The organism is Pseudomonas sp. MYb193 (genome assembly GCF_002966775.1).
In the GTDB taxonomy this organism is placed as follows: Bacteria; Pseudomonadota; Gammaproteobacteria; order Pseudomonadales; family Pseudomonadaceae; genus Aquipseudomonas; species Aquipseudomonas paracarnis.
In genome coordinates this window covers 739538-753941 of sequence record NZ_CP023269.1, presented here as the reverse complement: position 1 = coordinate 753941, position 14404 = coordinate 739538, and the positions used below count along the sequence as shown (strand labels likewise).

The window sequence follows — 14404 nt, the reverse complement described above, 5'->3', positions numbered from 1 at the left end:
GCATGCAATGGCAAACGTTGGACAGCACCCCGCCCCTACTGCCGCTGTATTGGCGTGCGGCGCTCAAGCGCAAGATCACCGGCAGCTCACTGCCCGAATGTGGGTTGCGCTGCCGGATGAGTATCAACCCCAGCGCCGTTGCCGCGTACCGCAAGGTGTGCGGCTTTGCTGACAGCCCGATGCTGCCGGCGACTTATCCGCATATCCTCGCGTTCGGCCTGCAACTGCAACTGCTGACGGACAAGCGCTTTCCGTTTCCGTTGCTGGGGTTGATCCACCTGCGCAATCGCATCCGTATTCATCGGCCGTTGGGTGGCGTGGGTGACGTGAGTGTCGGTGTCTACGCACGCAATCTCAGCCCCCATCCCAAGGGGGCCACCTTTGACATCGTCACCGTTGTAGAGGATGCACTTGGACTTTTGTGGGAAGCCGAAAGCCGAATGTTGTGTCGAGGCGTGAAGCTGGAGGGCGAAGCCCTGGAGAGCGGATTGCAAACCCCAGACACGCTCACCGAACTGACGCGCTGGAAAGCGCCCACTGACATAGGCCGCCGCTACGCCCGAGTGTCCGGCGACTACAACCCCATCCACCTCAGTGGGCCTACCGCCAAACTGTTCGGTTTTCCCCAGGCCATCGCCCACGGGTTATGGAACAAGGCGCGCACCCTCGCGGCGCTGGCAGAACACTTGCCGGCCGCCAATATTGAAATCGACGTCGAGTTCATGAAGCCGGTGCGCCTGCCCAGTGAAGTGATATTGATGAGCAGCGCGGCCGGTTCCAGCGGGGCGTTGGAACTCAAAGGCGCTGGGGATATACAACATATGCTGGGGCAGTGGCAGCCGACTGCCTGAAAACCCTGATTAATTGTATATATACACCCTAAGTTATAGCGGACCTTACGAGGTCCGTCTTTATTTACAACACTTTGATTTTACTATTATAAACATCCTGAAACATCCTTCCATTACACCTTTGGTATTAGTCATTAAGCCGACGATGGCGGGATGTATATAAATCGTTAATACCAAGTTGAGCGTTGCGTGAAAGAGTGCCCTCGCCTGAGATAGTCACACGGACAAACCTATCGTTATCCGAAGAAGTAACGAAGGTTTGAAACAACCAAGGTTGTACTAGGTGCAAGGAACTCAATCATGAAAACTCAAGTCGTGTTTTGGAAAGCAAGTACCGCGCTGGCCCTGATTCTGGCAATGAGCCTGGGCGGCTGCAGCAGCGGTGGTGGCGGGCATAAATCCAGCGTGGCGGCGTCATCGCCGGATGCTGGTGCAGGTGCCGGGAGCGGTGATGGCGGCACGGGCGGCGGTACCGGTGGGACTGGTGGCGGCGCAGGTGGTACTGACGGCGGCACGGGTGGGACTGGCGGTGGCACCGGTGGCACTGACGGCGGCACGGGTGGGACTGGCGGTGGCACCGGTGGCACTGACGGCGGCACGGGTGGGACTGGCGGTGGCACCGGTGGCACTGACGGCGGCACGGGTGGGACTGGCGGTGGCACCGGTGGGACTGGCGGCGGCACGGGTGGGACTGGTGGTGGCACCGGCGGCACTGGCGGCGGAACAGGTTCGACAACCACCCCGCTGATCACCGGCCAGATCGCCGGCACCCTCGGCACCACCGTAGGCAATGTAGGCGCAGCAGTAGGTGATCTCGGAGGCGCCTTGACCCCTGTTCCAATCGTCGGCACCACAGCAGGCGGCCTGGTCACCTCGGTCGGCACTGCGGTCACCACCATCGGCACCGGCGTCACAACAGGCCTGGGATCCCTGGGAACCAATAGCAATTCGCTGGGCATTACGGTCGCAGGTGTCGGCGGCGGCGTAGCTGACTTGGGCGACGGCCTGTCGACCACCGGCCAATCACTGTCAACCACTCTCGGCGGTATCCCCGTCGTGGGCGGCCTGACAGGCGGTGTAGGCACTGCAGTGGGTGGCGTGGTGGACAAAGTCGGCACCACCGTTACCATGCTCGGCGATACCCTCAGCACGGCCAGCACCACCGGCCCGCTGGGTTCGTTGACCAACACCCTGGGCAGCAAAGTCGTGGTGCCTGTGGTGTCGCTGGTGGAAAACACCACCGGCAACCTGGGTAACGCAACCGGCTTGGGCACTCCACTCAATGGCGTACTGGATAAGGTCGGCTCGACCGTCACCAGCTTGGGGACTCAAGTCGCCAGCACGGGCGGCACGGGCAACCCGGTCACCGGCGTTGTCGGCACCGTGCTCACCGGCGTCGGTGGCACACTGGATAAATCAGGTGGTTATGTCGCCCCAACCGGTGGCACCTCGGCTACCGGCATTCCAGAACTGGTGGGTGGCCTGGTGGCTAACGTGGGTACCGGCCTGAACGTGGGCAACACCAACGGCACCGTCAGTGCAGCAGGTGTGACCGGTGGTGCAGTAGGCGGCACCGTTGCCTCGCTGGGCACTGTGCTGGGTGGCACAGGAGTAGCAAACACCGCAGCTACCGCACCGGTCGCCACCGTAGCGGCCAATGTCGGCGCAGCGCTCACCCCTGTGACCAGCGGCGTCACCAACCTGACCCAAACCATCGGCACCACTACCGGTGTGGGTGCTCCGGTCAATGGCCTGGTGACTCAAGTCGGCGGCGCAGTCAGCAGCTTGGGCACTAACCTGACCGCAGCCAATGCCAACCCGATCACCAACGCGGTAGGAACCACCGTCACAGCGGTCGGCGGCACCGTCGCCTCGGTGGGTGGCCTGGTAACCGGCGGCACCACTGGCGGCACCAGCGGTGGTTTGCTCGGTGGCCTGAATATCGGCACCACTGCCACAGCAACCGGCACTGCCACCACCACGGGCGGCACTACGGCCACAGGCGGTCTGGGCGGTTTGTTGAATGGCCTGACCGGCAAATAGAAATGCACCTGGCCGATTAGACGGCCTCCCCTACAGCGCCTACGCTTGGTTGAGACGAGAGACCTTTAATAAGTCTCTCGTCTTTTTTATGGGCAGCGACACCTGTGATCAGTCGCCGCCCTCCCGAACCGAGTCCCAGAACCCGGCGGGCCCGAAGCGCTGCTGCAGTTGACCATGGAGTGTCCTATGCGCGTGTTGACCCCGTTGTTATTGCTCACCCTCAGTGCTTACGCCCAGGCCGAGACCCTTCCCAGCTTTCTTAACAGCAACGACACTGTTCGCACCCTGCCGGTGCCCAACCTGCCCGCTGACGCCTACCGACCACCCACGTCGAAAACCCAAGTACCCGAGGCGCCGCCGACTGCGGGCCAGCCGCTGTTGATGGACACCAAGGTCACTATTCGAAAGTTGCAGATCGAAGGCGGAACGGTCTACCCGCTCGCCGAGACGGCACAGGTGTATGCGCCGTTGATTGGACGTGAAACCAACCTTGCGCAACTGATTGAAGCGACCCGTGGCATCACCCGCCGTTATCAGGAGGATGGCTACCTGCTGTCCTACGCCTTCCTGCCGCAACAGAACTTCGAAAATGGCCTGGTCCGCGTGGTACTGGTGGAAGGCTACATCAAGGACTATCAACAAACCGGCGACATTGGTTCGGTGTCGGCCTACGTCGATAAACTCGCGCAAAAGCTCCTGGCCGAACGCCCACTGACTCGCAAGACCTTCGAGCGCTATACCACGCTGATGAGCCGCATCCCCGGCCTCAGCGTACAAGCGCAAGTACCGCCGCCAGGCACCACCGATGGCGCCACGCACATGCAGATCCAGGCCAGCCGCAAACCTTTCACCACCAGCATGAGCCTGGTGCAGAAAAGCCGTGGCGGCACGCAAGCGTTGCTGAGCGCCACCAGCAACTCCCAGACGTCCATGGGCGAGCAGCTCAGCGTCAGCGGCCTGTTCCCACCCGGCGAGGACAAAGAGCATTACTACCGCGTGGACTACAACCAATTCATCAATGCCGAAGGCACCCAACTGGCGCTCGCCGCCGAGCGCTATCGCGCCGACCCCAGCAGCAGCGTGCAACTGGACGGCGGTTTCGAACTCAAGCCGCACCAGTCCATCGACCGCTACTCCATTGGCCTGAGCCACCCATTCATTGCCTCCCCGACCGAGTCATTCACCCTGGGCACACGCCTGTACGCGGTCGACCAGACCACGCGCTATAAACTGGTGGGTTACCCGCTGCGTTTCGACATCGAATCCAACCTGCGCGCCCTGGCCTTCGAAGGTGATTGGCGCAAAGCCGACGCGCGACGCCTACGCATCATCAGCGGTGGCCTGTACCAGGGCATCGATGGCCTGGGCGCCAAGGCCCGCAGTGACCTGGACGTGGCTAAACCCGACCTCGACTTCTTCCGCCTGCGCCTCTCCGGCGTGCAAAGCGACAAGTTCTTCGACAACTGGCAAGGCGTACTTTCCGGCGCGCTGTACTGGAGCAACAACACCCTGCCCGACAGCGAACGCGCCACCTTCGGTGGGCAAAATTTCGGCCGCGGCTACCCGGACGACCAAGGCTCGGGCGACAAGGGCTGGGGGGTGGCGTACGAGGTCAACTACAGCTTCAACCGCGCCGGCAACTGGGTGAAAATCCTGCAACCCTACGTAGTGGTCGATCGCGCCAAATCCTGGTTCAACGACCTGCCGGTCAAGGCCAACGACATGTCGTCGGCGGCGGTAGGTTTACGCTTTGGCGACAACAAGTACTACAACATCGCGCTGGAAGCGGCCAAGCCAATGTCGGATATCGCCCTGGACAGCTTCAATCGCAGGCCTCGGTATACGCTGAGCTTCAGTTATCAACTGTGACGAGGGCACCTGTAATCAATGTGGGAGCTGGCTTGCCTGCGATGGCGCTCTTCGGGTCGACCATTTAATTGGGTTGGAATGAGTACATATCTCGGTTGTCTGCCATACCGCCTTCGCGAGCAAGCCCGCTCCCACAGTTGGGTTTCGGAGTGTCAGGCAGTTAGTCGTTGACTGTTCGGCCATCATCGCAGGCAAGCCAGCTCCCACATTTAATAAGCGGTGCAGGCCCGTTACCGACCAGGTGTAGAGAGGGGAAACAGACTGTTGAGGGTATCGAGCAAGCGCACCAGGTAGATCGGCTTGCGAAACAAGTCCAGCACCTGCAAGCGCAGCATATCGCTGACATCGTCCATTTCTGCATGGCCAGACATCACGATCACAGGCAAATGCGAGCGTGAGGTATGTTCGCGCAGGCGCTTGATCAAGGAGATACCACTTTCCTCGGGCATGCGCAGATCGGTGATGACCAGGGCGATATCAGGGTGAAGTGTCAATTCTTGCAAGGCGAAGGTGACGGAGGTCGCGGTGAAACAGACGAACCCCTCGTTTTCGAGGGATTCGGCCAACTCCACCAGCGCATCCTCCTCGTCGTCCACCAATAGGATTTGTTGGCGGGATGACGAAGGGTGGGTCATGGGCGGTACCTGATAAAAAGAATCACCGGAACGAAAGAATACCGCAATGACAGCTAAGTCGCTGCTGGCAGCGCATCAGACACTTGCTCGAAGATACCTTTTATCTTATCGCCAAGCCCAGTACCAATACCGACGATCACCAACGCAACTATCGCGACGATAATCACATATTCAATAGCCGACGCCCCGTCTCTGCGACGCAGGAATAACTGAGCGTGAACATAAAATTTCAAGAACAGGTCAAGGATCATGTTGAGATCTCCTTCATGCGCCACAAAGCGCCGATACAGCTGGCCCGCACAATGATTGCCGTGTGCCACTAGAGCATTGTCAACAAATTTAACACTCACAACTGTAAGAATGAATTAATCATAAAGTATTAGCGGCCTCATGCGCCCTGCAAGTCCGTTGTTTAAAGGCCCGACTCTAAAAACATCGATAATTTTTTCATTCGGTAATGGCATTTCGTCCTAGCTGAGCTACCTTCAAATAGCCAAATCGTTAGTTGTTCATCACAGCCCAGTTGCGAATTTAACTCGTTTGGATTAACGGGAATAAAAGTAGTGCAACAGGATAGGGAGCGCCGTCATGAACAGTCGCATCAGCATGGTCCTGGCTGGCTTGCTGCTTATCGGAGCCCTGGTGGCAGGGTATTGGGGCCTGGTACTGAGCCGGCCGTCGGCACCCGCCGTAGTGCCCTCGCCAGAACCTGTCATTTCCGTTGAAAAAACCGTTGCGGTCGTGGAAGACCAGACCCGCCAGCCCGTCGTGGTACTGGTGCACGCGGTTGCGCCTTTTGTGCCCCTCACCGCTGCCGATGTAGCCGTGGAAAAACTGCGTACCGTGCCGGCAGGCAGCCTGACCAGCGTTGACCAGGCCATCGGTCGTACGCCCTTGCGGGCCCTGGGTGCCGGCACCTGGCTCAATGATGAAAGCTTCACCGCCGGCGGCCCCCTGGCCCGCATGATTCGTGCAGATGAACGCGCGCTCGCCGTCGCCGTCGACGAGGTCATCGGTGCCGGTGGCCAGTTGAGCCCCGGCGATTACGTGGATGTCTTGTTGTTCTTGCGCCAGGACAATGCCAATGCCGAGCAGTCGGCACAGGTGGTCATCCCGGCGATTCGCCTGCTCAGCGTCGGCGACCAACTGGGTTTGGCCAACGACGGCACCCCGGCAGTACCGCCACCCGCCACCGCCGAAGAACGCGCCCAGGCGGCTCAACGTCGCACCGCCGCGCGCAGTGTGGTGCTGGCGGTGCCCGAACAATTGCTGAGTCGGCTGATGCTCGCTTCCCAAGCCGGCACGCTGCGCCTGGCCGTGCGCAGTGCCGACGAACAATTGCTCAGCCGCTACTGGGCCGGTGAAAGCGACACCCCGGACAAGGTGCAAAGCGCCAACCGCGACCTCTACCAATTCACCCAATTGGCCCTCAGCGGCCCGCCAAAAAAAATCACCCCCACGGTGGCCGACACCGGCCAGCGTCGGGGCGTCGAAGTGATTCGCGGCGCAGCGGCAGCACAACCTACCCCCTGATTGAACAAGGATGCCTTGAATGAGCCAACGCTACGCTCAATTGGCCTTGGCCTTGATGCTGCCGTGCCTGCCCCTGGGCATGGCGATGGGCGCATCGGGCAACTGCAACGCCCTGGGCCAATTGCCCGCCGTGATCGAGGTAGGCGAAGGCTTGCAGACCGAGCTGCAGTCGCCGGTAGCGATTACGCGCCTGGCTATCGGCGACCCGAAAATTGCCGATGTGCGGGTCAACGGCGACCGCCATTTCCTGCTCACTGGCGTCGGCAGCGGCGCTACCAGCCTGATGGTGTGGACCGGCTGCTCAACCACGCCGCGCCAGAGCATGGTGTTCGTCAAGGGCAAGGCTACTTCGGCGCTGACCAGCCAATCGCTGTCGCCCTCCGAAGACCCGACGCTGCCCAGCCAGGTGCAGACCGATATTCGCTTTGTCGAGGTCAGCCGCACCAAGCTCAAGGAAGCCAGCACCAAGATCCTGGGCATGGGTAAAAACTTTTTCCTCGGCAGCCCCGATTTACTGTCCCCGTCAGAGGGCATTTTCAAATTGCCGGTGAGTGCCGACAACTTCAACATCGGGTTTGGCGGTGGCCGGGTCAAGGCACTGATCAACGCCCTGGAAAGCAGCGGCTTCGCCTATACCCTGGCGCGCCCGAGCCTGGTGGCCATGAGCGGCCAGAGCGCGACCTTCCTGGCCGGCGGCGAAGTGCCGATTCCGGTGCCCAGTGCCGGCAGCGATACCATCACCATCGAGTACAAGGAATTCGGCATTCGCCTGACGCTGACGCCCACGGTCATCGACCACAACCGCATCGCCCTGAAAGTCGCCCCGGAAGTCAGCGAGCTGGATTACAACAATGCGATTCGCATCGAAGGCATTCAAGTGCCGGCCCTGACCGTCCGGCGCACCGACACCAGCGTGTCACTGGCCGACGGCGAAAGCTTCGTGATCAGCGGCCTGATCAGCAGCACCAACCGTTCGACCATCGCCAAGCTCCCAGGCCTGGGCGACATCCCGATCCTTGGCGCATTTTTCCGCGACTCCAATATCAGCAGCGAAGAAAAAGAACTGCTGATGATTGTCACGCCGCATCTGGTCCAGCCACTGGCTGCCAATGCGCAGTTGCCGTCGCTGCCCGGCGAAAAACTGCGCACCTATGACCCGAACTGGTTCCGCCTGTTCTTCCTGGAAAACGGCAACTTCGACCGTCGCAGTGGACTTTCCCAATGAGCGATAGCCTGAGCCAGACCTTCCTGGCAATCACCCGCAACAGCACCGACCTGGAATGGCTCCAGGGTGCCCTGGCCCCTCTTGGCCAAGTGATCAACGTGGGCGGCGGCAGCCTCGATGAATTGCTGGCACTGGTGGACGTGACCTTCGCCAACCTGGTGTTCGTGGGCCTGGACCGCGAGCATCTGGTGGCCCAGAGCGCCTTGATCGAAGGCGCCCTGGAAGCCAAGCCGATGTTGGCGGTGGTGGCCTTGGGCGACGGCATGGACAACCAGTTGGTACTCAACGCCATGCGTGCCGGCGCTCGGGATTTTGTCGCCTATGGTTCACGCTCCAGCGAAGTGGCCGGGCTGGTGCGGCGCCTGAGCAAGCGCTTGCCGCCCACCGCGCCGAACGCCCATCTTGGCGGCCTCACCGTTCTCTACGGTGCCCAGGGCAATACCGATGGCGCCCTGCTGGCAAGCCACTTGGCGATGGTGGTGCAAAAGAGCGGCCAACAGACGCTGATGCTCGACCTCGGCCTGCCCAGGGGCGACAGCCTGGCGCTGCTGGGCCTGGACAGTACCTTCAATTTCGGCGACGCCTTGCGCCACCTGCGACGCCTGGACGCCACCCTGATCAACAGCGCGTTCACCAGCACCGACGACGGCCTGCGGATCCTCGCCTACGCCGCCAGCGATGAACCCTTGGAAATGACCAGCGCCGCGGAGCTGTACATGTTGCTCAGCGCCTTGCGCCAGCACTTCCAGCACATCGTGGTCAACCTCACCGGGCAAGCGGACAGCGAAGCCCTGCGCACCTTTGTCAGCCACTGCGACAAGCTGTTGTGGTGCACCGACCAATGCGTACTCGACTGTCGGCGTAACCTGGCGATGCTGAACCTGTGGCGCGAAAAAGGCATGAAGCTCGACCATGCCAAGCTGCTGGTCGATCGCTACGTCAAAGGCTGCGCCCCCGGCACCGAAGCCCTGGAAAAAAGCTTCGGCCTGGAGTGCATCGCCGTGCTGCCCCTGAGCCCCGAAGTGCGCCTGAACGCCAAGAACCAGGGGCAAAGCCTGTTCACCCTGGCCCCACGCGAAGCCTTGACCCAAGCCCTGCGCCACCTGGGCGAGCGCCTGGCCAAACGCACCGAAGGCCTGGATAAACCTTCGACCCGCTGGTTCGAACGCCTGCTGGGAGCGAGTCGATGAACGGCGAAAAACTCTTCGGCGCACCGGCCCGTGGAAGTGCCGCGCACAACGATCACGACGGCCTGAAACTGGTGCTGCATCGCTACATCATCGATGCCATCGAAGAATCGGGCCAGAACCTGCTGGAAGGCTCGCGCCAATCCCTGGCGCAATTTGTCATCGACAAAGTGGCCGAATACATCACACGCATGCACCTGGCGATCTCGCGCTATGAGATGGAGCGCCTGGCCGAGGAAATCGTCGATGAGCTGACCGGCTTCGGCCCGCTGGAAGTGCTGCTGCGCGATGTGTCGATCACCGAGATCCTGGTCAACGGCCCACACCGGGTGTTTATCGAGCGTGACGGAGTACTCCACCAGAGCGACCTGCGTTTTATCGACGCGCACCATGTAGAACGCGTGATGCAGCGCATTCTCGCGCCCCTCGGAAGACGCCTGGATGAGTCGTCACCGATGGTCGATGCGCGCTTGCCGGATGGCAGCCGGGTCAATGCGATCATCCCGCCGATTGCCCTGGACGGCCCGTGCCTGTCGATCCGTAAATTTCGCAAGGACATGCTCAAGAGCAGTGACCTGGTAGCAATGCAAACCATCGACCACAATATTTTCGAGTTCTTCCAGGAGGCGGTGGGCAAGCGCTGCAATATTCTCATCAGTGGCGGCACCGGCACCGGCAAGACCACGCTGCTCAATATCCTCAGCCAATTGATCAACCCCCACGAACGCCTGGTCACCATCGAAGACGTCGCCGAGCTGCAACTGGGCCACCCCCACGTGGTGCGCCTGGAAACCCGCCCGCCCAATGCCGAGGGGCATGGCGAGGTCAAGGCCAGCGACCTGATTCGCAACGCCCTGCGGATGCGCCCGGACCGCATCATCCTTGGCGAGATCCGTGGCGTCGAAGTGCTCGACGTGATGACGGCCATGAACACCGGCCATGACGGTTCCATGAGTACCGTGCATGCCAACAATGCCCAGGACGCGTTGCTGCGCCTGGAAACCCTGGTGGGCCTGACCGGTCGGGTGGTGGCGGAGAAAACCCTGCGGCAGATGATCTGTGCCGCACTGGATGTGGTGGTGCAACTGACGCGCCTGCCCGATGGGCGCCGTTGCGTCAGTGAGGTGGTGGAAGTGGTGGGGGTGCGCGACGACGTGTATGTCACCAACACCCTGTTCCGCCTCGACCGCCGTAGCGGTTTCGGCTTTCTGCGCGAAGCGCTCAACCCGGCCGGCGACAAGCTGCGGCGCGAATCGGCATTGCCGTTGTAGAGAGGGCTCATGACCGGACTTGTCTTGCTGCTCATTTGCATCCTGCTGATCAGCCTGTCCGTCTGGCTGTTCCAGCGAGGGTTACGCCAGGCCGGCACCGACCGGGTGCTGGAGCGGCTCAGCGACGGCCAGCCGGTGCCCCAGGAGCCGAACGGCAGCTGGGTCGCGCTGGAGCGCATGTTCCAGCGCGCCGGCCTGGGCAAACCCACCGACCGCCTGGGTTTGTGGCTGAGCGGCTGGGCGCTGGGCATGTTGCTGGGCTATCTGCTGGCCGGCGGGCTGGGCCTGTTGGCCATGCTGATCCTGCCGCCGCTGCTGCTGCGGGTGTATATCGCCTGGCGCTACCAACGGCGAGTGCAGCGCATGGTCGAACAATTACCGCAGCTGCTGGACCACAGCGTGCGCAGCCTCAAGTCTGGGCGCACCCTGGCGGACGCTGTGCTGGGCGCGATCGACAGCACCGAAGCGCCGCTCAAGCAGGCCATGAGCCGCATCCAGCGCAACGTGCAAATGGGCGTGAGCCTGCCGGAGTCGGTCAGCGACTTTGCCGAGTTCTACGAGCGCGATGAATTCCGCCTGTTTGCTCTTGGCCTGAAGGTCAACCACCGCTACGGCGGCAACGCCAGCGAGCTGCTGGAAAACCTGATCAAGATGATCCGCGAGCGCGAACAGGGTGCGCGCCAACTCAAGGCCATGACTGGCGAAACGCGCATGACCGCCTATGTGCTGGCGGGTTTGCCTATCGTCATGGTCGGCTACTTCCTGATGGTCAACCCGGGCTACCTGATGAGCATGTGGAATGACGGAACCGGGCGCCACCTGCTGCTGGCCGCGGTGGCGCTCGACATTTCGGGCACCTTCGTCATGTGGCGCATGTTGCGGAGTATTTGAGATGGCCATCCTGATTTGCATCCTGTTATCGCTCGCCGCCGCCGCCTTGATCGTCGGCAACCTGCTGGAGCAAAGGCGCCGTCAACGCCTGGTCAGCCAACGCCTGCAAGGCCAACTGACCCGCGAGGACAAACTCGGCAGCCTGATGCGCCAGTTGGGCGCCAGCACCGTGGCCCAGCGCTCGGTCAGCCTGGACAACGAAACCCAGACCCTGCTCAACCGCGTCGGCTGGCGTAAAGCCAACCAGCGCTCCATGTTTGCCGCTTTCCAGATCGGCGTGCCCATCGTGCTGCTGGGCTTGACCCTGCTCGGCCAACAGCTGCTGTTTCCCCATGCCGGCTCACCCTGGATTGCCCCGGCGATTGCCCTGGGTATCGGTTACTTGCTGCCCAAACGCATCCTCGCCCTCAGTGCGAAATACCGCCAGGAGCGTATCGCTCGGGAAATTTCCACCTTCATTCCATTACTGCGCATCCTGTTCGAATCCGGCATGGCAGTTGAGCAATCGCTGCGGGTGTTGAGCACCGAAGCCCAGCGCTTGCTGCCAGACCTGACCCATGAACTGCGCCTGATCCTGGCAAGGGTCGACTCAGGCCTGGAACTGTCCGAAGAGCTGGGCAAGACCGCACGCCTGTTGGCCGTGGATGAGTTCACCGACACCTGCATCATCCTTCAGCAGTTGATCCACCAGGGCGGCGGCGCGATGAAATCCTTGCTGGCCCTCAAGCAGTTGCTTGACGACCGCCGCCTGACCCGCCTGCAGGAATACATCTCGAAGATGTCCGCGAAGATGTCCGTGGTGATGATGGTGTTCCTGTTTCCCGCCTTGCTGATCGTGCTGGGGGGGCCGGCCATGATCGCCATCTCCCGAGCCTTGAATAACTTTTGAGGAGCCTGCCATGAAACCACTGATCGTCGCCTTGAGCCTGCTGATGCTGGGCGGTTGTGCCAGCAATGGCCAGGCTCCGTGGGCCGGGCTGCTGGCGCCGGGCAGTTGCCCCAAGCCCAGCTCGGACCAGGAGCTGTCGCTGAACCTGGCCGATGACATGGCCAACGAGGGCAAGCTGCACGCCAGCCTCGCCAACCTGCAGAACCTGCCCAGCGCCCTGCCCCAGGTTCGTCAACGCCAGGCCCGTGCCTATCGCTTGCTAGGCCGTCCTGACGCCGAGCCGTTGTACCGCAGCCTGCTGGGCACCTGCCTGGCCGCCGACGGTGAGCACGGCCTGGGGCAACTCGCGTCGGCCAAGGGCGACAACGGCCAGGCCATGGCTCACCTGCAACGCGCAGCACGGTTGGCGCCCACCGACGAAAAAATCCGCAACGACCTGGGCGTGGTGTACCTCGATCAACGGCGCCTTGAAGACGCGCGCTTTGAGTTCATGACCGCCATCGAACTCAAGCAGAGCGATCAATTGGCGGCGGTCAACTTGGTGACCTTGCTGATCTATCAGGACAACTGGGAGCAAGCCGCGAAAGTGGTCGGCCAACTCGGGTTGAGCCCCGATCAGGTGACCCGAGCCCAGGCACGGGCGCAACACCTCAAGGACACTGGCACGGCACCGCAGCGTCCAGTCAAAGATCAGGTAGCGGCGGTCAGCGACACGCTGCCGGCCTCTGTGAAATAGGGAGTCGATGATGAAATTCCATTACCTCGCCGGCCTTGCATGCCTGGCCCTGCCCCTCCTTGCTTCGGCCATCGAAGCGGGGCCGTCCTCACCCCGGCAGGCAGAAACGGAAAACTGGATGGCGCTGCAACTGAGCGGGCGCGCAGCCTCGGCCAACCCGCAGAAGACCACACCGGCAGAGCGCGAGCAGGCGCTCAAGCGCTGGCTGGACAGCAACAAGCACCCGATTCCGGAGTTTTTTGATCAGAAAATAGGCGGCACTGCGCAAAGTGGAAGCAAGTAAAGCTACCGTGGCGAGCAAGCCTGCTTGCGCTGGGGTGCGAAGCGCCCCCAAGAAAAGCCGACTCCAGCTGCGCTGTCGAGCGGGAGCAAGCTCCCTCGCCACAGAAAGATGACTCCTGCAAGGTTTGCCTGGGCCTTTAGTGCGCAGTCACCCGCTGGCGCATCGCCGAGTTGCTCGGTGACAACGCCAGCGCCAACTGCGTGCGGTTGTGCATATGGGTCAGGCGCAGCACCTGGGACACGTACAGTTTGACCGTGTTCTCGGTAATCCCCAATTCACAGGCAATCTGGTAGTTGGTCTGGCCCTTGCCCACCAGGCGAGCCACATCCAGTTGGCGCGGTGACAGCTGGTTGAAAATCGCCGGGATCTCCAACGGCCCGGCTTCATCGGCCGATGGGTCCCCGTCATGGTCCTGAGGCACCGGGTTGCGACGCACTTTGTCCAAGTCCATATACAAGTCGTTGATCGATTCGGACAGGTACTGCAACTTCTGGTTGAGCGTGCCCAGTTGCAAATCTTTTTGCCGTTCCTCCAACGCCGCTTCCTGGCGCTTGAGGCCTTCGAGCAATTCATCGAGGTTGATAGGCTTCTGGTAGTAATCGGCGATGCCCGCACGCAGGGCCTTGATCACATCCTGTTTGTCGGCGCGACCGGTGAGCATGATCGCTTCGAACGCGCGATGTTTACCGGCGATCCGTTGCAGCGCCTGGACCAGTTCGATGCCGTCCATGTCCGGCATATGCAGGTCACACAGCACTAAACCAATCTGAAGGTCTTCGCCAAAACGCTGGACAGCTTGCTGGCTGGACTCGCACGGGACACAACGGTACCCGCTGCTTTCAAGAAATTCACAGAGCTCCTCCACGATTAATGGCTGATCGTCGACCACGAGCACTTTTACTGCAGACGTAAGCTTGTTCACGCGCTACTCCATGCCTGGCAAGCCAAATGATGACCTATCCTTTCTGACGAAAATTCCTACATAACCACT

Annotated in this window: 14 protein-coding genes; 11 read left to right on the top strand and 3 right to left on the bottom strand. The window is 61.4% G+C overall.

Translation table 11 applies throughout. The features are described from left to right. Positions 1-2 precede the first annotated feature (2 nt). The 3 genes from CLM72_RS03275 to CLM72_RS03265 all read left to right on the top strand — a co-directional run bounded on the left by CLM72_RS03275 (position 3) and on the right by CLM72_RS03265 (position 4763). Positions 3-851, top strand: coding sequence for a MaoC/PaaZ C-terminal domain-containing protein (locus CLM72_RS03275; protein WP_105225622.1), 849 nt, complete (start codon positions 3-5; stop codon positions 849-851). A gap of 300 nt (positions 852-1151) precedes the next feature. Continuing rightward, positions 1152-2894, top strand: a complete 1743-nt coding sequence (locus CLM72_RS03270; RefSeq protein WP_105225621.1) for a collagen-like triple helix repeat-containing protein — start codon at positions 1152-1154, stop codon at positions 2892-2894. Positions 2895-3080: 186 nt separating this feature from the next. Beyond that, on the top strand, positions 3081-4763 hold the full coding sequence (locus CLM72_RS03265) for a ShlB/FhaC/HecB family hemolysin secretion/activation protein (protein ID WP_034125892.1): 1683 nt from the start codon (positions 3081-3083) through the stop codon (positions 4761-4763). A 230-nt stretch (positions 4764-4993) separates the two neighbouring features. On the opposite strand, the gene CLM72_RS03260 is transcribed toward CLM72_RS03265, so the two are convergent. Next, complete coding sequence (locus tag CLM72_RS03260; protein WP_034125891.1) at positions 4994-5398, bottom strand: response regulator; 405 nt, start codon at positions 5396-5398, stop codon at positions 4994-4996. A 53-nt stretch (positions 5399-5451) separates the two neighbouring features. Continuing rightward, on the bottom strand, positions 5452-5649 hold the full coding sequence (locus CLM72_RS03255) for a Flp family type IVb pilin (RefSeq protein WP_034125890.1): 198 nt from the start codon (positions 5647-5649) through the stop codon (positions 5452-5454). A gap of 337 nt (positions 5650-5986) precedes the next feature. On the opposite strand from CLM72_RS03255, the gene cpaB reads away from it, so the two are divergent. Genes cpaB through CLM72_RS03215 form a run of 8 tightly spaced genes read left to right on the top strand, consistent with a single transcriptional unit; the run spans position 5987 to position 13413 of the window. Next, positions 5987-6931, top strand: coding sequence for a Flp pilus assembly protein CpaB (gene cpaB / locus CLM72_RS03250; protein ID WP_105225620.1), 945 nt, complete (start codon positions 5987-5989; stop codon positions 6929-6931). 19 nt (positions 6932-6950) lie between these two features. Further along, on the top strand, positions 6951-8156 hold the full coding sequence (locus CLM72_RS03245) for a type II and III secretion system protein family protein (protein WP_105225619.1): 1206 nt from the start codon (positions 6951-6953) through the stop codon (positions 8154-8156). After that, a complete protein-coding gene (locus tag CLM72_RS03240) occupies positions 8153-9346 on the top strand; it encodes a pilus assembly protein (protein ID WP_105225618.1) in 1194 nt (397 codons plus the stop codon). Before CLM72_RS03245 ends, CLM72_RS03240 begins: the two co-directional genes overlap by 4 nt. Continuing rightward, entirely contained in the window at positions 9343-10614 is a 1272-nt protein-coding gene (locus tag CLM72_RS03235; protein WP_105225617.1) for a CpaF family protein, read from the top strand. The genes CLM72_RS03240 and CLM72_RS03235 overlap by 4 nt, the downstream gene beginning before the upstream one ends. A gap of 9 nt (positions 10615-10623) precedes the next feature. Continuing rightward, positions 10624-11505, top strand: coding sequence for a type II secretion system F family protein (locus CLM72_RS03230; protein WP_105225616.1), 882 nt, complete (start codon positions 10624-10626; stop codon positions 11503-11505). Between the two features lies 1 nt (position 11506). After that, a complete protein-coding gene (locus tag CLM72_RS03225) occupies positions 11507-12394 on the top strand; it encodes a type II secretion system F family protein (RefSeq protein ID WP_105225615.1) in 888 nt (295 codons plus the stop codon). A 10-nt stretch (positions 12395-12404) separates the two neighbouring features. Next, positions 12405-13130: a tetratricopeptide repeat protein gene (locus tag CLM72_RS03220; RefSeq protein ID WP_105225614.1), complete on the top strand. Its 726-nt coding sequence runs from the start codon at positions 12405-12407 to the stop codon at positions 13128-13130. Positions 13131-13140: 10 nt separating this feature from the next. After that, positions 13141-13413, top strand: a complete 273-nt coding sequence (locus CLM72_RS03215; protein ID WP_105225613.1) for a DUF3613 domain-containing protein — start codon at positions 13141-13143, stop codon at positions 13411-13413. A 136-nt stretch (positions 13414-13549) separates the two neighbouring features. Here CLM72_RS03215 and CLM72_RS03210 read toward each other — a convergent pair whose 3' ends face one another. After that, on the bottom strand, positions 13550-14335 hold the full coding sequence (locus tag CLM72_RS03210) for a response regulator transcription factor (protein ID WP_105225612.1): 786 nt from the start codon (positions 14333-14335) through the stop codon (positions 13550-13552). Positions 14336-14404: the final 69 nt, after the last annotated feature.